Annotated in this window: 25 protein-coding genes; 16 read left to right on the top strand and 9 right to left on the bottom strand. The window is 60.1% G+C overall.

Features of this window, described 5'->3' with window-relative positions; all coding sequences use genetic code 11:
• The 7 genes from ASD50_RS08775 to ASD50_RS08745 all read right to left on the bottom strand — a co-directional run bounded on the left by ASD50_RS08775 (position 1) and on the right by ASD50_RS08745 (position 7550).
• The gene (locus ASD50_RS08775) at positions 1-963 is read right to left on the bottom strand and encodes a dihydrodipicolinate synthase family protein (RefSeq protein WP_082549549.1); all 963 of its coding nucleotides are present in this window, start codon (positions 961-963) and stop codon (positions 1-3) included.
• A gap of 74 nt (positions 964-1037) precedes the next feature.
• Positions 1038-1982 carry a substrate-binding domain-containing protein gene (locus tag ASD50_RS08770; RefSeq protein WP_056239120.1) on the bottom strand — a complete coding sequence of 315 codons (945 nt, stop codon included), beginning with the start codon at positions 1980-1982 and terminating at the stop codon, positions 1038-1040.
• A 95-nt stretch (positions 1983-2077) separates the two neighbouring features.
• Entirely contained in the window at positions 2078-3055 is a 978-nt protein-coding gene (locus ASD50_RS08765; RefSeq protein WP_056239117.1) for an ABC transporter permease, read from the bottom strand.
• Positions 3056-3057: 2 nt separating this feature from the next.
• Complete coding sequence (locus tag ASD50_RS08760; RefSeq protein WP_056239112.1) at positions 3058-3891, bottom strand: Cof-type HAD-IIB family hydrolase; 834 nt, start codon at positions 3889-3891, stop codon at positions 3058-3060.
• Between the two features lie 9 nt (positions 3892-3900).
• A complete protein-coding gene (locus ASD50_RS08755) occupies positions 3901-5430 on the bottom strand; it encodes a sugar ABC transporter ATP-binding protein (protein WP_244484467.1) in 1530 nt (509 codons plus the stop codon).
• Between the two features lie 72 nt (positions 5431-5502).
• Positions 5503-6336, bottom strand: coding sequence for a 3-ketoacyl-ACP reductase (locus ASD50_RS08750; protein ID WP_082549548.1), 834 nt, complete (start codon positions 6334-6336; stop codon positions 5503-5505).
• Entirely contained in the window at positions 6333-7550 is a 1218-nt protein-coding gene (locus tag ASD50_RS08745) for a CaiB/BaiF CoA transferase family protein (RefSeq protein ID WP_244484466.1), read from the bottom strand. The genes ASD50_RS08750 and ASD50_RS08745 overlap by 4 nt, the downstream gene beginning before the upstream one ends.
• Before the next feature lie 146 nt (positions 7551-7696).
• On the opposite strand from ASD50_RS08745, the gene ASD50_RS08740 reads away from it, so the two are divergent.
• The 12 genes from ASD50_RS08740 to ASD50_RS08690 all read left to right on the top strand — a co-directional run bounded on the left by ASD50_RS08740 (position 7697) and on the right by ASD50_RS08690 (position 15494).
• Positions 7697-8731 carry a LacI family DNA-binding transcriptional regulator gene (locus ASD50_RS08740; protein WP_056239103.1) on the top strand — a complete coding sequence of 345 codons (1035 nt, stop codon included), beginning with the start codon at positions 7697-7699 and terminating at the stop codon, positions 8729-8731.
• A gap of 400 nt (positions 8732-9131) precedes the next feature.
• Entirely contained in the window at positions 9132-10421 is a 1290-nt protein-coding gene (locus ASD50_RS08735) for a tyrosine-type recombinase/integrase (protein ID WP_056239100.1), read from the top strand.
• A complete protein-coding gene (locus ASD50_RS08730) occupies positions 10421-11134 on the top strand; it encodes a hypothetical protein (RefSeq protein WP_056239097.1) in 714 nt (237 codons plus the stop codon). Before ASD50_RS08735 ends, ASD50_RS08730 begins: the two co-directional genes overlap by 1 nt.
• A 90-nt stretch (positions 11135-11224) precedes the next feature.
• Entirely contained in the window at positions 11225-11446 is a 222-nt protein-coding gene (locus ASD50_RS08725) for a helix-turn-helix transcriptional regulator (RefSeq protein ID WP_056239094.1), read from the top strand.
• Positions 11447-11632 carry a hypothetical protein gene (locus ASD50_RS08720; protein WP_056239091.1) on the top strand — a complete coding sequence of 62 codons (186 nt, stop codon included), beginning with the start codon at positions 11447-11449 and terminating at the stop codon, positions 11630-11632.
• Positions 11622-11822 carry a hypothetical protein gene (locus ASD50_RS08715; protein WP_056239087.1) on the top strand — a complete coding sequence of 67 codons (201 nt, stop codon included), beginning with the start codon at positions 11622-11624 and terminating at the stop codon, positions 11820-11822. Before ASD50_RS08720 ends, ASD50_RS08715 begins: the two co-directional genes overlap by 11 nt.
• A complete protein-coding gene (locus ASD50_RS08710) occupies positions 11822-12088 on the top strand; it encodes a hypothetical protein (protein WP_056239084.1) in 267 nt (88 codons plus the stop codon). Before ASD50_RS08715 ends, ASD50_RS08710 begins: the two co-directional genes overlap by 1 nt.
• On the top strand, positions 12081-12734 hold the full coding sequence (locus tag ASD50_RS08705; protein ID WP_056239081.1) for a hypothetical protein: 654 nt from the start codon (positions 12081-12083) through the stop codon (positions 12732-12734). The genes ASD50_RS08710 and ASD50_RS08705 overlap by 8 nt, the downstream gene beginning before the upstream one ends.
• A complete protein-coding gene (locus ASD50_RS08700; RefSeq protein ID WP_056239078.1) occupies positions 12734-13042 on the top strand; it encodes a hypothetical protein in 309 nt (102 codons plus the stop codon). Before ASD50_RS08705 ends, ASD50_RS08700 begins: the two co-directional genes overlap by 1 nt.
• Before the next feature lie 128 nt (positions 13043-13170).
• A complete protein-coding gene (locus tag ASD50_RS23005) occupies positions 13171-13464 on the top strand; it encodes a hypothetical protein (protein ID WP_156464985.1) in 294 nt (97 codons plus the stop codon).
• A gap of 327 nt (positions 13465-13791) precedes the next feature.
• Positions 13792-14688, top strand: coding sequence for a hypothetical protein (locus ASD50_RS08695; RefSeq protein WP_056239074.1), 897 nt, complete (start codon positions 13792-13794; stop codon positions 14686-14688).
• 2 nt (positions 14689-14690) lie between these two features.
• Positions 14691-15494: a hypothetical protein gene (locus tag ASD50_RS08690; RefSeq protein WP_056239071.1), complete on the top strand. Its 804-nt coding sequence runs from the start codon at positions 14691-14693 to the stop codon at positions 15492-15494.
• Between the two features lie 270 nt (positions 15495-15764).
• On the opposite strand, the gene ASD50_RS23000 is transcribed toward ASD50_RS08690, so the two are convergent.
• Positions 15765-16199 (bottom strand): hypothetical protein, encoded by a 435-nt coding sequence (locus ASD50_RS23000; protein WP_156464984.1) that lies wholly within the window; start codon positions 16197-16199, stop codon positions 15765-15767.
• Positions 16200-16223: 24 nt separating this feature from the next.
• On the opposite strand from ASD50_RS23000, the gene ASD50_RS08680 reads away from it, so the two are divergent.
• The 4 genes from ASD50_RS08680 (at position 16224) to ASD50_RS08665 (ending at position 18679) form a co-directional block, all read left to right on the top strand.
• The gene (locus ASD50_RS08680) at positions 16224-16520 is read left to right on the top strand and encodes a hypothetical protein (RefSeq protein WP_056239066.1); all 297 of its coding nucleotides are present in this window, start codon (positions 16224-16226) and stop codon (positions 16518-16520) included.
• Positions 16480-17382 (top strand): phage tail tape measure protein, encoded by a 903-nt coding sequence (locus tag ASD50_RS08675; RefSeq protein ID WP_056239063.1) that lies wholly within the window; start codon positions 16480-16482, stop codon positions 17380-17382. Before ASD50_RS08680 ends, ASD50_RS08675 begins: the two co-directional genes overlap by 41 nt.
• Positions 17342-18349: a hypothetical protein gene (locus ASD50_RS08670; protein ID WP_056239062.1), complete on the top strand. Its 1008-nt coding sequence runs from the start codon at positions 17342-17344 to the stop codon at positions 18347-18349. Before ASD50_RS08675 ends, ASD50_RS08670 begins: the two co-directional genes overlap by 41 nt.
• A gap of 75 nt (positions 18350-18424) precedes the next feature.
• Entirely contained in the window at positions 18425-18679 is a 255-nt protein-coding gene (locus tag ASD50_RS08665) for a hypothetical protein (protein ID WP_056239059.1), read from the top strand.
• A gap of 741 nt (positions 18680-19420) precedes the next feature.
• Here the strand turns inward: ASD50_RS08665 and ASD50_RS24230 are convergent.
• Complete coding sequence (locus ASD50_RS24230) at positions 19421-19516, bottom strand: zinc finger domain-containing protein (protein WP_413813883.1); 96 nt, start codon at positions 19514-19516, stop codon at positions 19421-19423.
• Between the last annotated feature and the right edge of the window lie 44 nt (positions 19517-19560).

Raw genomic sequence — 19560 nt, 5'->3', positions numbered from 1 at the left:
TCAGGCTGCGTATCTGTAGACCGAGGCCGGCGTCAGGCCCGCCTGCGCGGCAAGCCGCCCGATCTTCTCGATCTCGGCTGCGGTAGGCTTCACCAGCGGCGGGCGCACATGGGCCGATTTCATCTTGCCGAGGATGACCAGCAGCTCCTTCATGCGATTGTGCATATCGACCAGCGGATGATCGTAGAAGGCGCGCACCGTCGGATAGATGCGGTCGTTGATCGCCTTGGCCGCGTTGAGGTCGCCGGCCTGGACAGCACGGAAGAGCGCAACCTGCAGGTCGGCAATGACGCTGCCGGCGCCAGACAGAAGCCCGTCGCAGCCGAGCGCCAGCGAACCGAGCAGCCAGGAACTGTGCGTGGTGAGTGTCTTCACCGGGCGGTCCAGTGCCTTCAGTTCGCGAATCTGGCGCTCGTGCAGATTGCCGTCGCCGCACATGTCCTTGATCGCCTTGATCGTCGGGAAACGCTGGCAAAGCTCAAGCAGCGTCGGCAGCGGATAGGCGAGATTGGAGCCGAGCGGAAACTGGAACAGGATGATCGGCAGGCTTGAGGCGTCGGTGATGCGGCGCAGATGCTCATGGATCATCTCGGGGCGCAGATGGCCGCCAAGCACCAATACGTCCGGGGGAAACACGAGAAGCGCGTTGGCGCCTTCGCGCTCGGCGTCCGCCGCCATGCGGGCGGCTTCGAGGCTCGAATTGGTGAAGATGCCGACGACGGTCGGTACGCGCTCCTGCAACACATCCTTCGTGGTGACGATTGCCTGGTGCTGTTCGTCGAGTGTCAGCGCATGCACCTCGGCAGCGTGGCCGTTGATGGTGATGGCGGCAACTCCCTCGACCGAGGCCACGTCGGCAAGGTGATCGCGGTAGGCGCGCTCGTCGATGGCAAGATCGGCGTCGAACGGCATCAATACCGCCGGGATAACGCCTTTCGGATCAAAATGCTTGGCCTGGGCCACGTGGGTTCTCCTTCGTAAAGTGATCGAATGAAAACCGCGCGGCCAGCGAGGCCGCGCGGGGGAGGCAATCCGGCTCAGAAGCCCGTGCCGAGCATGTCCTTGATGTTGGTGGCGTCGACCTGCTTGCCGGGCAGGATGACTTCGGCGTCGACCTTCTCGCCCTTGGCGAGCTTGTAGGCGATCTCGATGCCTTCAGGCGCGACATAGGGATAGGTGAAGGTGGCGGCGAGCTTGCCGGCGGCAATGGCTTCGAAAGCGTTGTTCTGGCCATCGACGCCGACGACCTTCACTTCGCCGAGACGGTTGGCGGCTTCGAGCGCCTGGATTGCGCCCAGCGCCATCTCATCATTGTGTGCGTACACGGCCTGGATTTCGCCGGGGCCGAAGCGCTGCAACTGATCTTCCATGAACTTGACCGCGTTCTCGCGCAGGTAGTCGCAGTTCTGGGAGGCGACGACTTCCAGTCCGGACCCTTCGATGCCCTTCATGAAGCCGTCATGGCGGTCCACGGTCGCCGAAGCGCCGCCGGTGCCCTGCAGTTCGATCACCTTGCCCTTGTTGTCGAGCGCCTTGACCAGGAACTTGCCGGCAGATTCGCCGATCGGCAGGTTGAGCGCGCCGACATGCACCGTCACTGGAACGTTGACCTTGCGGTCCATGCTGACAACCTTGATGCCTGCGTCGAGCGCCTGCTGCACAACAGGCGTCAGGGCGTCCGAGGTCAGCGGGCTGATCATGAGCACATTGACGCCGCGTGCGATCAGGCTTTCGACATCTGCAACCTGCTTGGCCGAGTCATTCTGGCCGTCGGTCACGACCAGTTCGACGTCCTTGTAGTGCTCTTCGGCATACTTCTTGTTGCCGTCGACCATAGCCACGCGCCAAGGATGGTTGAGCGTGCCTTGGCTGAAGCCGATCAGGATTTTGTCGGCGGCGAACGACGCGCCCGACAAAGCGACCAGCGCAGCGGCTCCGGCAAGAGCGATACCGGCCTTTTTCAGGTTTTGTTTTAATGACATGGATAGTCCTCCCTTTGGTTCTGGCTCTGTTTCCAACGTCTTCCGCACTGTCCTGCGGCGGTCTTCGCAACGGCGAAGTTGGTGGGTCAAGGTGATCATTTGCGCTTGCGCTGCATCTCGTAGAGCACGGCTCCCACGATGATGGCTCCCTTGACGATCTGTTGCGTGAACGGCGAAATGCCGACCAGATTCATGATGTTGGCGAGAACGGCCAGAATGGCCGCGCCGATGATGGTTCCGAAGATTCCGCCTTCGCCGCCGAACAGGCTGGTGCCGCCGATGACGGTGATGGCGATGGCTTCAAGCTCGATGCCGGTGCCCGCGGTCGGCTCGCCAACGGTAAGGCGGGAGACGAAGATCAGCGCCGTCAGCGCGGCGAGAAAACCGCTGATGACGTAGACCGAGAAGTTGATCAGGTTGACGCTGATGCCGGATAGATGGGCGGCTTCTTCGTTGGAGCCGACAGCATAGATCTGGCGTCCGAACGGCGTATAGCGCAGCACGAAGATGGCGATTCCCGCAACGACGGCGAAGATCCAGACCGGTACCGGGATGCCGAGCATGGCGCCACGGCCAAGCCAGGCGAAATTGGCAGCGGCATCCTTGAGCCCGATGGGCTGGCCGTTGGCCAGCGTCAGCGCAAGGCCGCGCGCCATCACCATCATGCCAAGCGTCATGATGAACGGAGGCACCCGCCCGATGGCAACGCCGATGCCGTTGATCGCGCCAAGGCCGGTGCCGATCAGCAGCGCAATAATGACCGCGAGCCAGGGCGACCAGCCGCCGCTGAGCAGGAGGGCCGTCGAAACCGCGCAGACGCCCAGGATCGAACCGACCGACAGGTCGATGCCCTTGGTCAGGATGACGAAGGTCATGCCGACGCTGACGATGCCGTAGAGCGCGACCTGGCGGAACACGTTCATCAGGTTGGCGGGGTTGAGGAAGGCCGGTGACAGCAGTGCGGCGACCACGCAAAGGCCGAGGAACACCCACAGAAGGCCGGATGCCTTGAAGATCGACGCCGAGAGTTTCTGCATGTTCGACCGCGGTTCTATTGTGCTGATGTCGCTCATTGTCAGACCTCTGGGGAGCGGGCGGCGGCCCTGTTGGCGGCGATGATCGTGTCGATGGCGAAGGCTGCGCCGGCATGCGCATTCGACCAGGTGACCCAGTCGGCGGCGCGTTTCACCGATTCCGAGCCGTTGCCCATGGCAATCCCGAAACCGGCCCAGCGGATCAGGTCGAGGTCGTTTTCCGAATCGCCGATTGCCGCGACGTTTTCCCGGTCGACGCCGAGGCGCTTGGTCAGCGCCGCGACCGCGACCTGCTTGGAAACACCGCTGGACGTGATCTCGACCAGATGCTTGTCGGAGCGCACGAAATTGAAGTCGCCGGCGAAATTGGCAACCAGGCTGTCGAGCGCGTCGCCCGTGCTGTCGGTCTCGAGACAGAGCACCTTGAAAACGGGCTGGGCCATGCCGTCGAGCGATGACGTCAGGATCGGATCGGTTTGAGTTGCGTGCGCCTCCCGCTCGACGAGATGGCCATGCGACAGTGCGTGCCAATCCTTCTCGGTGAACCAGCAGGGGTTGAGGCAGGCCGCCTCTGCCTGCGTGATCAGTGCCTTGGTCCTGGCGAGGTCCATCGGCGCGCCATGATCCATCATGGTCTCGCCGGGCAGGATCGTCCCGGTCCATGCGCCGTTGAGGCACACGCTTGGGCCTTTGAGGCCGAGCGAGGCGGCAATGCCGCGCAGAGCATTCGGCGCACGCGCCGTGGCCGCGACCACCTGGACATCGGCTTCCACCGCCCGCGCGACGGCCTCGACCACCGCCGGCAGCAGGCGATAGTCGTCGGTCAACGTGGTGCGGTCCACGTCGAGGGCGATGAGGGAAATAGGCTGGCGCATCACTCCTCCTCAGTGAACCGTCGCGTGTTTCATGATTTCTTCTTCGGTCGCATCGGCCTTGGCGATTTCGGCCGTGATGCGGCCCTCGCACATGACGAGGATGCGGTCGCACATACCGATCACCTCCGGCAGGTCGGAAGACACCATCAGGATGGCGAGGCCGCTGCGCTCGGTGAGGTCGACCAGCAATTCGTAGATTTCGCGCTTGGCGCCGACATCGACGCCGCGTGTCGGTTCATCGACCAGAAGTACGTCGCACTTGGCGTTGAGCTGCTTGGCAATCACGCATTTCTGCTGGTTGCCGCCCGAGAGATTGCCGACGCGCGCATCGACGTCCGGCGTCTTGACCCGCAGCTTGGCGGCAAAATCCTGCGCCGTCTTCCGCTCATGGGAGAGGTTCAGCCAGAAGCCGCTCAGCACGTCGCGCAGGCGTGAAATCGTGATGTTGAAGCTCACCGACTGCGAGAGGAACAGGCCGTCTGTCTTGCGATCCTCCGGCGCAAAGCCGATGCGGAGTGCGATCGCCTTGCGCGGGGTATCGATGGTCAGCGCCTTGCCGCGCAATTCGATACGCCCGCTGTCGATTGCGTCGGCGCCGATGATGGCGCGCAACAGTTCGGAGCGCCCGGCGCCGGCAAGGCCGCAGATGCCGACGATCTCGCCGCCGCGCAAGGTGAGCGAAATGTCCTTCAACACCTTGCCGCGATTGATGCCGCTGATCTTCAGCACATCGTTGCCGAACTTGGGATTGCGCGGGGGGAAGTAGTCGCCGATGGAGCGGCCGACCATCGAGCGGATCAGGTCGTCGGTTGTCATTTCGCGGGTCGCGGTGGAGTTCATCACCTTGCCGTCCCTGAGCACGGTGACCGTCTGGCTGATGTCGAACACCTCTTTCAGCCGGTGCGAAATGTAGATGAAGGACACGCCTTCCTTCTGCAGGCTGCGGATGGTGGAAAAGAGCTTCTGCAACTCGTTGTCGCCGAGAACAGCCGAAGGTTCGTCGAGCACGATCAGCCGTGCGTTGCGCGAGAGCGCGCGCGCAATCTCGACCATCTGCCTCTGGGCGACGCTCAAGCGGTCGATGCGCGCCAGCGGGTCGACCGAAAAGCCGAGTCGATCCATATAGCGCTTGGCCTCCGCCGCAGCCTTCTTCCAGTCGACGAGGCCGAAGCGGGTCCGGGGCAAACGGTGCAGGAAGATATTTTCCGCAACCGTCAGATGCGGTGCCTGGGCGAACTCCTGGTAGATGACCGCGATGCCGAGGCCGATCATTTGCGAAGGGGTGGGGAAGGCGACCGCCTTGCCGTCGAAGGTGATCACGCCCTGGTCGGCCTGGTAGGCGCCGGACAGGATTTTCATCAGCGTGGACTTGCCGGCACCGTTCTCGCCCACCAGCGCATGCACTTCGCCACGCCGCACCGAGAAGCTGACGCCGTCCAGGGCCCGCACGCCGGGGAATGACTTGGCGATGCCAGCCATCTGCAGGATCATCGTCGGATCGAAGGTGTAGGACCCCTTCGAGATTGCTTCCAGAAGCATGAATTCCGATCCCTCTTTCATTAAGTTGAGAAATCGTTTTCTCAACCAGCGCGCGAAATGCCCTTCAAGCGGTCAAAGCTGATGGATCTGCATCCCTCCGCCTATGTTGTAGATATCGCCGGTACTGAACGGCATTGCGCCGGTCGCAAGCGTGGCGATGCCGCGGGCGATGTCTTCCGGTTCGCCCCAGCGGCGCATGGGGCAGATTTCGCCCGCTACCACCAGCGGCGAATAGCGCTCGTAAACGTCTGCCGTCATGTTGGTGCGGATCAGGCCGGGACGAATTTCGTGAACACGGATGCCTTCGACGGCCAGCCGCAATGCGAACTGCTGCGAAGCCATTGAGAGCCCCGCCTTGGACACGCAATACGGCCCCTTTTCCGGCGAGACGAGGCCGGCATTGGCCGAAGTGATAGTGATGATGGAGCGTTCGGCGACCGGTGCCGTCTGCGCCACCATGCGTCGCGCCACGGCCTGTGTCAGGAAGAAGGTTCCGCGCAGGTTGATGTTGATCAATTGGTCGAACATCTCTTCCGACACATCGAGCAGATCGCCGCGCACCGGCACCTGGATGCCGGCATTGTTGACCAGGCAACTGATCGCGCCGAGTTCCCGTTCGACCTGATCGAGCAGCGCAGCGTAGGAGCTGGTATCGGAAATGTCGCACTGGCGGAAAAACGTCTTGCGTCCGGTCCGCTTCACCATTTCGACGGTCTCGCGGCCATTGTCGTCATCGATAATGTCGACCACGGCCACGTCGAAGCCATTCGCGGCCAGTTCGTGACAGATCGCCCGGCCAATGCCGCGGCGTCCGCCCGTAACAAGGGCGGTACCGCGTTCGCCCAGCCCTGTATCGGAAGGCAGCGCCTTTTCGCGCGCGCGGGGAGGGGGCTCTCTTAAGGTCATGACGGCTCCGTCACTTTGGTCTGCTCGGCGCGCGAGGCAGCCACTGCGCCCGCTTCGATGAGGCCGTCGGTTTCGGCGTGCGAGTAACCGAGTTCGCCCATGATTTCGCGGGTGTGTTCGCCGATTTCCAGTGCCAGCACCCGGACGTCCGGCACCTCGCCGTCATAGCGGTTGGGGTGGTTGACGAGATGTATGGTGCGCCCCCTGACGTCGATGCGCCGGAAGACGTTCATATGAGTAAGCTGTGGGTCTGACAGAAGATCGTCGTAATAGGCGATTGGCGCCCACCATATGCCGCGCTCGTCGAGACGACGGGCGAGTTCCTCGGTGGTGAACACCGCCGTCGCCTTGTCGAGCATGCGGGCATAGTCGTCGCGGTTCTTGTAGCGGTCGACACCGGCGGCGGCGCGAAGTTCGTCGCTGTCTACCGCGTCGGCCAGCACGCTTGCCTCGCACAGCGAAATGACGACGTGACCATCGCGTGTCGGGTAGACACCGTAGGGCGCAGCGTGAAACCACGTTGCCAAGTTGTTTTCGCGCTTCAGCACCTCGCGCGTCATGCCGCCGGCGAAATAGTTGACCAGTGCTTCGCCCTGAAGGTCTATCGCAGAATTGATGAGGCTGGATTCGACGCGCGTTCCGCGCCCTTCGCGCAGCCGGCGGATCAGGGCGCCGAGGATGCCCATGGCCATCAGCGCACCGCCATGCTGGTCCACAACGGCAACGCCGACCGGCGTCGGTCCATTTTGTGGCGTCCCGGTTGCGCTGATCAGGCCGGAGCGCGCCTGGCACAGAATGTCCTGGCCGGGTTTTTGTGCCATCGGTCCGCTCGAGCCGTAGCCGCTTGCCGAAGCAAAGATCAGATCCGGGTTGATTTCACGCAGCGCAGCCTCATCGAAGCCCAGTCGCGAGAACACGCCGGGACGGAAGTTCTCGGATACGACGTCGGCCGAAGCGATCAGCCGCCTGGCAACAGCCTTGCCCTCGGGGCTTTTGAGATCAATCGCAATGGAGCGCTTGTTTCGGTTCGCGCAAAGATAAAAGCCGCTGACACCTTCCACATAGACGTCGGCACCCGACCAGTGGCGCTCGTAGGCGCCGGTGAGCGGCTCGACCTTGACGACGTCCGCGCCCATGTCAGCCAGATATTGATCTGCGGCCGGACCCTGCAGAAAATGGCAAAAACTGACAATCTTGATGCCATTGAGCAGCATCCGTCGTTCTCCTCCCGAGCAACTTGTGAGAAAACGTTTTCACATCAAAACTTGCAAGTCAAGCGAGTTTTCGCTTCGATTGACTATGTGTCTGTGCTAGAAAAAGAAAAAATGATAAAACGTTTTCACGGATAGGAGAGCATTGCTTGGCGGATCAGGGGTCGGAGGGCGGTGGCGCCAAGCTGGTGGATGTCGCCCGTCTTGCCAATTGCTCGCTGGCAACTGCGTCGCGCGTGCTCAACGGAAATCCGCGTGTCGGGCAAGACGAGCGCGAGCGGGTCATGCGCGCGGCGGCGGAACTTGGTTATGTCCCGAACGGCTCGGCGCGGGCGCTACGTTCGACGCGTTCGCGGCTGGTCGGCGCTATCATCCCGACACTGGACCACGCCATCTACGCCACCATGGTCGAGGGCCTGCAGGCAAGGCTGGCGGAGAGCGGTGTCTCCGTCATCATCAGTACCTCGCACTATGACCTCGACCTGGAACTCGAGCAGGCGCGCTTGCTCGTCGAGCGCGGTGCGGAATCGATCGTGCTGGTTGGTTCGACGCATAGCGCCCAAACAATGGCCTTGCTCGACCAGAAGCGCGTCGACCATGTTTTCACCTATACCTCGGCTCCGGCCGAATCCGGCGCTGCTATCGGCTTTGACAACGAAAAGGCCGGGGCGGCGGCAGCGCGCTTCCTGTTGGATCTGGGTCATACCCGGCTCGGCATGATCGCCGGCATCACCACGAACAACGACCGCGCGAAGGGTCGCCTCGACGGCTTCCTGTCTGAAGTCGCGGCGCGTGGCCATGATCCCGAGGCCGTACCCGTGGTTGAGGGAGCATATAAGGTCGAGAGCGGCAGGCAGGCGATGCGATCGCTGATGGATCTGCAGCAGCGACCGACCGCCGTATTCTGCGGCAGCGATATCCTCGCCACCGGAGCCATAAAGTACTGCCATCAACAGGGTATTGCGATACCGAAGGACATATCCATCGTTGGCTTCGACAATCTGGAGATTGCCGAGCTCACCGCACCGGAACTGACCACGCTGGAAGTGCCGGCACGCGAGATGGGCAACCTGGCGGCGAATTACATCCTCGCTCCCGCCACCCAGAAGCGACATTTGCGCCAGACAGAATTGCCGATCCGCATCATTGTGCGCGGTAGCACCGGGGCAGCGCCGCGTCTTTGAGGCACAAGGGACGGGCCGGTGCGTGACCCAAAGCCGGCCCGCTTTCAGGAAAATCCGAGGCTTTGACAACAGGTATTGCGCGCGCGCCTGGCATGGCGAGTTGCCGCCTGGCCCGGGCGCGGCGCACAGGGTCGCCGCACGGAAATATCATGCTGAGTTCTGAAAGAAATGGCGCGAGTGACGGGGCTCGAACCCGCGACCTCCGGCGTGACAGGCCAAACTTAGGCTGATTTCTATCGCTTACACGACCTTACTTACTCAAACTAACCCATTGCGATATAAGGAAATATCTCTTACCTTTTAGGCCGGAAGTCATGCCGTTTCTTACTGTGACTTTCCAGATTCTGCTTACATGGTGCTTACACAGCGCTTCCGTGTCAGTAAATTGGGGTCCTGCAACATGCCGAAAATCACTAAGACGACGGTGGACGCGGCCAAGCCCGACAAGGTGCGATATTTCGTATGGGACACCGAGTTAAAGGGCTTCGGCCTGCTGGTCCTGCCTACCGGTGTGAAAAGCTATCTATTCCAGTACCGGACGCCTGAAGGCCGCACCCGGCGCGCGACGATAGGCAAGCATGGTGCCTTCACGGCAGAGGAAGCTCGCGCCAAGGCGGATGATTTACGACGGGCGGTCAACAAGGGCGGTGACCCTCTCAATGAAAAGCGTGAGCGGCGCGACGCAAAGACGGTCGCTCAGGTGTTCGAAGCTTACCTTGAATCCGAAGCGTTTAAGAGCAAAGCGCCGAAGACGCAGGATACGGATCGTGGTCGCATCAACAGGCATCTCAAGCCGCTACTTGGAACGGCACACGCCGACGCGCTGACACCGGAGAAGATCAAGCGCGCCTTCGCCGCGATCCGCGACGGCAAAACCGCTGTGGTCGAAAAGACGGGCTTTCGCGGCAAGGCCAACGTTCGCGGTGGCGAAGGTGCGGCCCGGAAATCCATTCGTCTGCTGCGAACTGTGCTGGCATGGGCAGGGCCAAGCGGTGAGCAGTTAATCAAGGTCAATGCCGCCGAGAATGTTTCAGTGGGCACAGACGGCGAGCGCACGACGATCCTCGAAGATGCGGACAGCTATGGCCGCCTGTTCAAGGCACTCGACACCATGGAGGCCGAAAAGCGTATTGCGCAACCGGTCGCGGACGCAATTCGCGTCATCGCATTGACTGGCGCTCGCCGCGGGGAAATTGCCGGTGCGCGCTGGGAGCATGTCGATTTGAAGGCGGGCGAGATTGTCTTGCCCCCTACGCGCCATAAGACAGGCAAGAAGATCGGCAAGCCGCGTAGAATTGGGCTGCCTGCCATGGCACAGGCTATTATTGCGAGACAACAACAGGGAAAACCCGACGATTTCGTTTTCCCGCCAGCGGGTGGCGAAGGTCCTGCTGATCTATCGAAGCCATGGCGAAAAGTTCGCGTCGAGGCAAAACTGCCGGAAGGTATCGGCCTGCATGGCCTGCGGCATAGCCTTGCCAGCCATCTTGCAATGTCGGGCGCTCAGGCATCGGAAATCATGACGGCGCTTGGGCATCGGAACCTCGCTACGTCACAGAAATACGTCCATTGGGCTCAGGAAGCCCGGCAGGCGATTGCAGAGAAGGCGGCATCGGTCGCGTTGGCCGGTATGGCGGCGTCGACAAACCATGACACGGCGGAAGTCGTTCCGCTGAAAGGCGGTGTTTGATGGCCCTCTCATTTAAAACGCCAACAGAAGTTCGCAACCAAGTTCTTAGTACCTCGGTCACAAACTCGTCGCCGTCGCGGTCTCTTAAAGAAATGTTGGATCGGTGTCAGTCCGGACTCAGCACCGAAGCTGAATATTTTGGGCTCTACGGCCATACGACTTCTGATCGTGAACAGTATGAGGAAATTATCAGGCCGACACTCGAATTGGTTCGCGAGATTGAGCAAGCCATCGATCGTCGCATGCTGGAATTGATCGAGTCGGGTCACTGGATTGCGTTCGGTCGTCGTGGTCCTGACACAGCGGCCGAAGTTATTCCCAAGAGGTATTGGCCTTTCCTAGAGATGGATATCGAACGGGCGACGGCCAAGGGCCAAGGGATGGAGTTTCGAGGATTGCTATTTTTGGAGTTGGCAAGAATCCCGACAGACGACCCAGTTCTTGGTCTCATTGAAACAGCCAATAAGCTCCCTAGCTCACAGATGGGCGCGCCGACGCCGATAACGGGTGCACCTGGTCGACCCACCTCAATGCATCTCGTAGAAGCGGAGTTTCAAAGGCGGGCTGGGGCGGGCTTGTTGAACGGATCGCTCAGAACTGAAAGCGATCACTTGGCCAAGTGGTTGGCAAACAACCACCTGTCGATGCCTCAAACAACATCTAAGACGATTCAGAACCGGATTCGGGCTAAATACAAAAACGCCCGAAATTAAAGTTTTGGGTCAATTTCGGGCGTCTTTTTCGGGCATCCGACACCCCGCACCTTTCCCTCGCAAGTTCAATCAACCCTGCGAGGGAAAGGAATGACAGACACTTACCTCGACCGCCGCCAGGCGGCAGAATACCTCACCCGCGAGCGTGGTCTTCGCGTCAGTTGGACGACTTTGCAGAAGTGGGCAACCACCGGTGGCGGGCCGCGCTATCGCCGTTTCGGTCTGCGCGCCGTCTATTTGACGGATGATCTTGACGCATGGGCGGAGGCCAAGCTTTCAGCACCGCGCCATAGCACTTCGGAGGCCGCATAAATGGCTTCCTTCACTCCCACGCCGGAAATGATCGACGCGGTAGCCGAGTGGCATCAGCGCCAGTCTGAAGACCGTGTCCGCCGCCCGTTGGTGCCAGCGTTGAAGCAACGCTTCAACCTCGACAACTTGCAGGCCGTGGCCGTCATTCAGGCCGCGAACAAGGGAGGCGCAAATCATGCTTCCTGAAAAGCGAAAACCTGTCGCGGATCAGGCGACGGGTTTCCAAAGCCTCGAAATGCTCACCAGCAAAATCGATGTTCAGGAAGATACCCCGAACCGCCTTCACCTTCAAGCCGTGCGGCTCCGCAACCGGTTCGCCGTATCCTGGCCGGTTGCGCGCGTCGTGGCCTCCCTCGCTTATGGGGAGGCGCGCTGATGTCAGAAGCACCGGAAACAACGTCTCAGCAGAAATGGAACCGTGCCAATCCGGCAGCGCGCAAGGCTCACTCTTTTGTTGCCCGTGCCATCAAGCGCGGGGAATTGAAGCGCGATCCCTGCGTGTTCTGCGGTGCGCTCAAAGTGGATCTGCATCATCCCGATCCAGTCAATGAACCTTGGCTGACGATCCCGATGTGCAGGGCGCATCATCAGCAACATCACGCCGAGTTGCGCCGTCGCGAGAAAGTGGGCGGCAATGGCTAACAAGCAAGACAAAAAGGGCCGCTCTCGCGGCGGCCCCGCCTTCGTCCAACTATTCCATTGGGTTCGACAGACTGACGCTTGGCGGTCGCTTAGCCCATGGACACGCCTTCTCTATATCGAGATTCGAGCGCGCTATGCCGGCAGCAACAACGGCGATATCCCGATGTCCTATCGCGAGGCCGCCGAGATCCTCGGATGCTCGAACGGACCTGTCATCGCCGCTTTCCGGGAGCTTCAGGATCGAGGTTTCATTGTGCTTGTGCACAAGGGGTCGTTTAACTGGAAGGTGCGGTTTCATGGCGTGGGCAGGGCTACCACGTGGCGACTGACCGAATTGCCAGCGGACTATCCAGAACGCAGCCTGACACCGAGTTATGAGTTTAAGGCCTGGAAGCCCGCTTCTAAAAACAAAACGCGGCGTGAAAATCTCACGCCAAAGGCATCAGAATCTCACGCCATAAATAGCGGCATGGCATCAGAATCTCACGCCAATGGGGTGAAAATCTCACGCCATTTCGGGGGTGATGGCCTTGGTGATGGCGTGAAAATCTCATGCACTTCTATATCTACCATATCTCCCCAGCCTTTGGGCGATATCAGCAGAGCATTACTGAATTCCCGTATCGTCAAGAGCGGTGCCCGCTGATGAACGCGGCCCAACTTGATACCTATGTGGCTGCAGTAGAAGCGGCAATTGCTGATCTGCGCAGATATATCGGCGGGCAGCCAGAAGCCATGCCGGCACCGCAGACCCCGACCGTATCGGAGCCGGAGCGGCGAGCCAACCTGATCGGCGTCGAGTGGATTGAAACCTCTGTTGCGGCACAGCGCTTCGAAGTCTCGAAGGAAAGAATCCAGTCCTGGTGCCAGCGGTATGATGACTTCGGTTGGAAGCGTGGTGGCCGTTGGTATGTTTCCGTCACTAAGATGCGGGAAAAACTTGGCACCGCCTGAGGCGTCGCCCGTCGGCTTTTTCTACCGAAAGGGGCCCGCAGGGCGGCGTGCCGCGGACATCACTTGGCCACTTGCCACCGCGCGCCACGTTTGATTACCTTTGATCGTTTTCAGAGCAGGGAGAGCCTATGAAAATTGCAATTCATGCTTGCGTAGCATCAGCCCTTTTACTTTCGTTGTGGGTTCCGACCTATGGTTTCGCGGCTGGATACACAAAAACGAAAGAACAATGCCGAAAGCTCGGCGGCGATCCAACGGCCCAAGATGAACAGGGTCGATATTTTTGCAACACCATAAAACAAGATAATGCGTGCAAGAAAAAGAACAAAAAAGACCCGGACTATTATTGCTATCAATACAACGTCCAAACCAAGAAATGCGAACTCGACGTTGAGGGTCTTATGTTGGATGACTGCTATTAAGGCTTGATCGGCCTTCACACACTATGGCTCTTGGTATTGAGCCTTGGCCTGCCGCCTCGCTCTACCGTCTTGTGACGGCGATCTATCGGCCTGGTATCCGGCAGCGCTCTATCCGACTGAGCTAAGGCCACGTCTATCTCCAACGTCGCCCATATTATGCGCCTGCTTTGTTTCGCGCCTCCGTTCGCTCCGCCGGTCTGCCCCAGGCTGAACTTGGGCTGAGGCCCATCAATCGTCTGCACGGTTTGTCGTGTTTGTCGTGTTTCGCGCTCTTCGCTTGTCGTGTTTCGGATCGCATTGTTCTGTGAACAATGGAGATTTGCACCGATGGGATTGGCTGAAATCCTCAAACTGACCCGCAAGCCGAGCAACCCACGCACGGAGATCGTGGCGGCACTCGCGGAACTGGACATTGATGCTGCGGAGCGGAGTGCGGACGATCTTGAAGCACAACGCCGTCGCCTGCTTGTGTCGGGTGACGACGCGGCATTGGAGGCCATCGAGGTCAAGATCACCACGGCGAACCGTGCCATCGAAAGGACGCTTGCTCTCCGGGAAGAACTGGAAGCACGTCTGGCCGGCATCGATGCTGAAACTGCCGAGGCTGACAGGCGGGCCCGCTATGACCAGGCCGTGTCCATCAGGGGCACCGCCGAGAAGGCATTGCGGAAGTATCCGCAGATCGCCCGTCAGTTGCTGGATCTTCTCGAAACGCTCGCCAGTGCAGAAATCGCCATCAATACAGCGAATGCAGATAGGCCCGAAGGCTTGCCGGAAATCGAAAGCGTTGAGGCCATGCGATGCCTTCCGGGCGATGCGCGCGAGCTTCTGCGCACCGAATCGGTTCCCGATATCTGGTGCTACCAGGACGGCGATAGAGTGGACCCGGGCCTGATTGCGCGCATCGAGTCCACGGACGGCAAGACTGGCTTCCTGCAGATGAAGGAAGGGGCAGGCCAGAGAGATATTCCCGTGTTCAAGCGCCGTTTCGAGCGGCAAGTCTTCAACGAGGCGAGGGCGCCTTATACCGCGCCAAGGCTTGCAGGCGAAATCATTCTCCCCGGCCTGTTCCCCGGCACGGCATATTGGGATGGCTTCGTTGATGATCCCCACGCCATCCTCGCGAGAGTGGTAGAGGCGAGGGAAGATCTGGCAGCATCGAGCCGTGACCCGCGTCCACCCCGCAACAGCTTTGATCGCGTTGTCCCGATCGATGGTATCTGACGATGCAGCCGGTTGCCTCTCCCTTTGTTGCTTCTACCCCTGTCTCGCGCAGCCAGCGCAGGGCGGCAGCCTATCATGAGGCCGGGCATTGTGTGGCGACATGGCGGCGACACTGGACAATCAACCACGTCACCATCATTCCCGATATCGATGACGACGGCCTTCACAGGGGAGGGCATATCAGCGTCAGCCAGAACAACCACGGTCTGCCTGGATGCCTGATCTTCACCCTTGCCGGACCAGCAGCCCAACGCAAGGCTGCCCCGAGGTCGAAGGTGCGACAGGCCGGATCGGCTGATATCGATGCGGCCTCCAGGCTGGCACGTATCCACTCGCTCACCCCAGAGGCTGAACGCACTCTGTTACGTTTCGCGGGGCAGGAAGCGAGAGCGCTTGTCAACCTGTCGTGGGTTCACGTCGATACAATCGCTCATGCACTGCTCACCCACGATGTTCTGAGCGGAGATCAGGCGACTGGCTTCCTCGACGGAATTCAGCAGAAACAGACCGGGGCGTGGCAGCCCAGCCCGCAACCGACACGGGAAGCACTAGCCGCATATAAGGCTTCGAGGGCTTCACAAAATAAACAGATCAACAGACGCGACGTGGCTGCTGCCGTTCTCGATGCGAGCCTGAGAAGAACCGTAACGGGCGAGCCCCTGTCCCTCGATGACCCCTCAATGGAATCCGAGGTGGCAATTCGTTTGGGACTGCGCGGCTTCGATGCCGATCAGTCGCGCGCAAAATATTCCGGCCTCATCTCCGATCAGCGCCAGCGCATGCAATGGCGAAGGGTAAGCCCATGACAAATCAAAAGGCAGCGCTCCTTTGCGGGCACCGCGACCTGTCCAACAACGGGAAGGCTTCTCCCTTGCTGCCTTGGGCATTCAGCGCCCGCCCAAAGGGTCAAGGAGCCGTGGTTGCACATACCCCCTACCTTTGGGTCCTTCCCAGTCCAAACCCAATACGGGTCGGCGGCAGCGCGGGCTTTTTCTAGCGACAGAATTATGAACGTGTTCCACCACAAGGCATAGAAAGTGTGAACAATGGCAATGACACGGACGCTTTTCTCGATATCAGCGCTGGCTGTTGAGCTGGGCAAGGACCGGCGCACCGTAGCGTCGGCGCTCGATAGTGTCCCTTCCGATGGCACGATAGCGGGCGGTCATCGAGGCTGGTTCCTGACTTCCGCGCTCGATGCGATTGATCGGGGTGGCAAACCGGCAGGCGAAGGGCCCCTGGCGCATTTCACTGACCGCCTCGACGGGTGGCAGGAACTCTACCAGGGCGCAGACATCGACATGTCCCTTGGGGAGGCTGCGGATGCCTTTGGCATCGACCGCGAGCGACTGCTCGTCTGGCTGAGGGCAGGCCTCCCCTACGTTCTGGCCGGGGACTTCGAAACCGGCGACGGATTTATCCTTCGACCCGCGTGGCTGGTGGATTGGAAGATCGCCCTTCAATGCCTTGCTCGCGCGTCCGGGGATCGCACCGGCGCGCGGAAGCTTCAACTAAACTGATCGAGGAATTGGTTCATGGCAAAAAACTCCAAAACCATATCGCAGCGCATCGCGCTCGAAGGCGGGAAAGCCATCGAGCAGCAGTTGAAGGCACTCGGGGAAGCTGGTGAAAAGGCCTTCAACCAGATTCGGGCTGCCGCTGCCCGCGCTGACTTCGCCAAGTTCGGCGCGAGCCTCAAGGCCTTCGGCAGCGATCTTGCAACGGTGGCGCGACGTACGGCGTTGGCGGGTAGCGCCATCGCGGCGGGTGCGGGTTCGGCAGCGGTTTGCGATGTCGGCGCTGGCAAAGGAAAGCGCAGAGGTTGTCGATAGTGCGGGAAAATCCGCCCAAGCGGCAGGCGTTCAGGTCGATGCCTATTCCCGATTGGCCTACGCCGCCGAACTAGCCGATCTTGAGCAGTCGGACTTCGATGCCGGGCTGGCGCGGCTGAACAAGACCATCGGTGATGCGGCGAGGGGGTCGAAGTCGGCAGCCGATCTGTTCGCTCGCCTCGGTGTCACTTTCAAGGACTCCGAAGGCAAAATCCGCCCCACCGAAGATATCATCTTCGACCTCGCCGACGCATTTGCAAGGCTACCTGATGGTGCCGAAAAGTCCGCCTTGACAATCGAGATGCTGGGCCGTTCCGGTGCGAAATGGCTCCCTCTGCTAAACGCCGGCAAGCAGGGTTTCATCGATCTTGGAAAGGAAGCAAAGCGGCTTGGTGTCGAGATCACCCCGGCAATGGTCGAAGCCGGCGAGGAAATGAATGACACGCTGACTTCGCTGGGGAAGGCGATGGGCGGGGTGAGGCTGCAACTTGGCATCCTGTTCACTCCCTTCGTCACAGAAGCAGCTGCGGCGTTCAGGGATGCAATAGCGGCTAACCGTGAGGCTATCGTGGCATTCGGACGAGCTGTTCTCGTCGGAGGCATCCATGCGGTGCGCGACCTGGTGAACATGCTAGCGGGACGTGACGACAAGGTGCGCAATCCGTGGATATTGAAGTGGCGCGATGCGCTCCTCCAATTTGGCAAGGACGCTGTCGTCGTCATCAGCGGTGTCGTGGCTTCGGACGCTGATCACGGATGCCCGAATATTCATCGGGCTTATTGGGATCCTCGTCGGATGGCCTGCACTGCTTGTCGGCGCATTGGTTGCGGCGGGTGTTGCGGTCTATACGTTCTGGGATGAGATCAAGTCCGGCGCGCAGGTGGCCTGGGATTTCATCAAGGGGCTGTTCAGCACCGAAGCGGTCACCGCCCTCTTTGCCGGCTTGTGGGATGCCGGCGCGCAAGTCGTGGCAACCTTGCAGGGAATGTTCAGCGGTCTTTGGGACAGCATCAAGGGTGTGGCGGCTCCACTTTGGAACGAGATAGCCGCGGTGTGGAACGAGGCGCTGGCCTCGGCTCAGGAGGTGTTCGACAACTTCATCACCTTTCTTTCCGAAACATGGGAAAGCGTATCAGGCTCGATTGCACAGACGGCGCAAGGCATATGGGACGGCATCGTTGGTGCCGTCGAGGCAGCCAAGAACCGCGTCATCGGTATCTGGGACGGGGCGATCTCGACCATCAAGAACACGATCAACGAAGCGATATCGTTCATCAACCGCTTGGTGGATCGCATCAGCGCCGCGATTTCGAGGGCAAAGGAACTCGTCGGGCTCGGCGGTTCATCGGACAGCAGTTCAGCCCAAGGTTTCGCCAGCGGCGGGCATCTTGCCCATGGCCGGGGCACGTCGACCAGCGACAGCATCCCGGCGATGCTAAGTGTTGGCGAGTTCGTCACTCGCGCCAAGGCGGTCGCGTACTACGGACCAGATTTCTTCCACATGCTCAACAGCATGAAGATATCCAAGAGCCGTCTTTTCGACGCTCTCCAGGGCATGCGAGGTTTCAGTATCGGCGGCATCGCAGACGGAATAGGAAGATCGCTTTCGATTGATATCCCGCGCTTTGCCGGTGGTGGTTTTGCCAACATGCAGCTTGCACCGGCGGCTTCGAGCGGTGGATTTTCGGGGACGCCTGTCACCATCGTCATGCCGGATGGGGAGCGGTTCGATACCGTCGCCCCGGTTCAGGTGGCGGCGAAGCTCTCGACCTATGCGACGGGCAGCGCCACGCTTTCGGCAGGCCGCAAGCCCGGATGGTTCAAATGACCGATTTCCCCGACTTCGATCCGAAGACGATTCCGCAGCACGGCGACCAGCACAAGGCAGCCGTGCGCTCCAACCGTGCGCTCCAACCAGGCCGAGTTTCAAACGGCGTTCGGTGACTTCAAAAGCCGCCATGTCACCGGCTTCTGGATCGGCCCCGCACCGAAAGGCGAATGGGTTGGACTGATGTTCGACATGGAGGACGGCCGCACCGTCAAGGTTGCCGTGCCGTACGTATACTGGCAGCAGTTTGGCAATGAATTTGCTCTCGCCATGATGAGTGCCGCCGAGCTTTGCGAAGCCGCGTATGCGCCACCAAAGGGCAGGGCGTGATCATGCCCATGATGACCTTCGCAGTTGCGGTCGCCTTCCTTGTGGCGATGATCTGGTTCTAGAAAAGAGTCAGAAAAGCCGTGTGCAATGGCTAGATATTTCTGCTGGCCCTCGCGGCTTCAGGATGACGCCGCGGCATATGTAAGCGCTATATTGCGCGTGTTGCGCGCGTTCGCAAACGAGGCGCCGCCCTACTATCTAACCAGCCTTACGACGCGGCCCGCGTACATTTTCCTGCCGCCCAATTCATTTGTGCAGTCAGATTTGACTGTGGAGTTGCCGATCATCTTAATCGTGTCGCCGACGATCCGAAGACAAGCATCACTGCCAGTATCCGAATTGCCAGTATAGGTTATGCGGGCGTCAGGTGCGTAGACAAAGCCGTTGATGCTCGAACCGGCACCGCCGTTGAGTGTCAAGTCCTTAGTGTTGCCGGGGGCCTGATATATCGTGATGCCGGCATAAGGCCCTGTGGCTGGGGGAGAAAGGCTTACCAACTGGTTGGCATTGATGGAGAGTTCCGCATCTTCCATGAGGAAGATCGTCACTCCTGTACCTGACAAACTGCCATTGCCTCCGAGGTTGATTTTCCCACCCTTGAAAATATAGACGCCTGGCTCAAGCGTCACCGTTCCGCTGATCGTCTTGTTGCAATAGGTCCCGGGTTCCAGGGCTGTTATCTTGCCGCCCTTGATCGATTTGCATGATCCGTAAGGCGGGGGCTCGACGCCTGCCAGCGGATCAAATGACGGATATTGTTTTGGCATGGGCGCCGGGCATTCCAAATTCGTGCTGGAATCGGACAGTCCGAGAATATCTCCAACAGCGATCGCACATTTTGCCGTGAGCTTGGCTGACCCGCCCCGGTAAAGGGAATCGGA

Origin of the sequence: Mesorhizobium sp. Root552, assembly GCF_001427285.1 — a bacterium.
Taxonomy (GTDB): Bacteria; Pseudomonadota; Alphaproteobacteria; order Rhizobiales; family Rhizobiaceae; genus Mesorhizobium.
Note: the sequence above shows the minus strand (reverse complement) of the source record. Positions and strands in the feature narration are given on the sequence as shown.

What these genes read in the sequence shown, in the direction of transcription:
- ASD50_RS08770 (WP_056239120.1), bottom strand. Translation starts at nt 1,982, where the DNA reads ATGTCATTAAAACAAAACCTGAAAAAGGCCGGTATCGCTCTTGCCGGA.
- ASD50_RS08765 (WP_056239117.1), bottom strand. Translation starts at nt 3,055, where the DNA reads ATGAGCGACATCAGCACAATAGAACCGCGGTCGAACATGCAGAAACTC.
- ASD50_RS08760 (WP_056239112.1), bottom strand. Translation starts at nt 3,891, where the DNA reads ATGCGCCAGCCTATTTCCCTCATCGCCCTCGACGTGGACCGCACCACG.
- ASD50_RS08755 (WP_244484467.1), bottom strand. Translation starts at nt 5,430, where the DNA reads ATGCTTCTGGAAGCAATCTCGAAGGGGTCCTACACCTTCGATCCGACG.
- ASD50_RS08750 (WP_082549548.1), bottom strand. Translation starts at nt 6,336, where the DNA reads ATGACCTTAAGAGAGCCCCCTCCCCGCGCGCGCGAAAAGGCGCTGCCT.
- ASD50_RS08745 (WP_244484466.1), bottom strand. Translation starts at nt 7,550, where the DNA reads ATGCTGCTCAATGGCATCAAGATTGTCAGTTTTTGCCATTTTCTGCAG.
- ASD50_RS08735 (WP_056239100.1), top strand. Translation starts at nt 9,132, where the DNA reads ATGCCGAAAATCACTAAGACGACGGTGGACGCGGCCAAGCCCGACAAG.
- ASD50_RS08730 (WP_056239097.1), top strand. Translation starts at nt 10,421, where the DNA reads ATGGCCCTCTCATTTAAAACGCCAACAGAAGTTCGCAACCAAGTTCTT.
- ASD50_RS08725 (WP_056239094.1), top strand. Translation starts at nt 11,225, where the DNA reads ATGACAGACACTTACCTCGACCGCCGCCAGGCGGCAGAATACCTCACC.
- ASD50_RS08720 (WP_056239091.1), top strand. Translation starts at nt 11,447, where the DNA reads ATGGCTTCCTTCACTCCCACGCCGGAAATGATCGACGCGGTAGCCGAG.
- ASD50_RS08715 (WP_056239087.1), top strand. Translation starts at nt 11,622, where the DNA reads ATGCTTCCTGAAAAGCGAAAACCTGTCGCGGATCAGGCGACGGGTTTC.
- ASD50_RS08710 (WP_056239084.1), top strand. Translation starts at nt 11,822, where the DNA reads ATGTCAGAAGCACCGGAAACAACGTCTCAGCAGAAATGGAACCGTGCC.
- ASD50_RS08705 (WP_056239081.1), top strand. Translation starts at nt 12,081, where the DNA reads ATGGCTAACAAGCAAGACAAAAAGGGCCGCTCTCGCGGCGGCCCCGCC.
- ASD50_RS08700 (WP_056239078.1), top strand. Translation starts at nt 12,734, where the DNA reads ATGAACGCGGCCCAACTTGATACCTATGTGGCTGCAGTAGAAGCGGCA.
- ASD50_RS23005 (WP_156464985.1), top strand. Translation starts at nt 13,171, where the DNA reads ATGAAAATTGCAATTCATGCTTGCGTAGCATCAGCCCTTTTACTTTCG.
- ASD50_RS08695 (WP_056239074.1), top strand. Translation starts at nt 13,792, where the DNA reads ATGGGATTGGCTGAAATCCTCAAACTGACCCGCAAGCCGAGCAACCCA.
- ASD50_RS08690 (WP_056239071.1), top strand. Translation starts at nt 14,691, where the DNA reads ATGCAGCCGGTTGCCTCTCCCTTTGTTGCTTCTACCCCTGTCTCGCGC.
- ASD50_RS08680 (WP_056239066.1), top strand. Translation starts at nt 16,224, where the DNA reads ATGGCAAAAAACTCCAAAACCATATCGCAGCGCATCGCGCTCGAAGGC.
- ASD50_RS08675 (WP_056239063.1), top strand. Translation starts at nt 16,480, where the DNA reads ATGTCGGCGCTGGCAAAGGAAAGCGCAGAGGTTGTCGATAGTGCGGGA.
- ASD50_RS24230 (WP_413813883.1), bottom strand. Translation starts at nt 19,516, where the DNA reads ATGTGCGATCGCTGTTGGAGATATTCTCGGACTGTCCGATTCCAGCAC.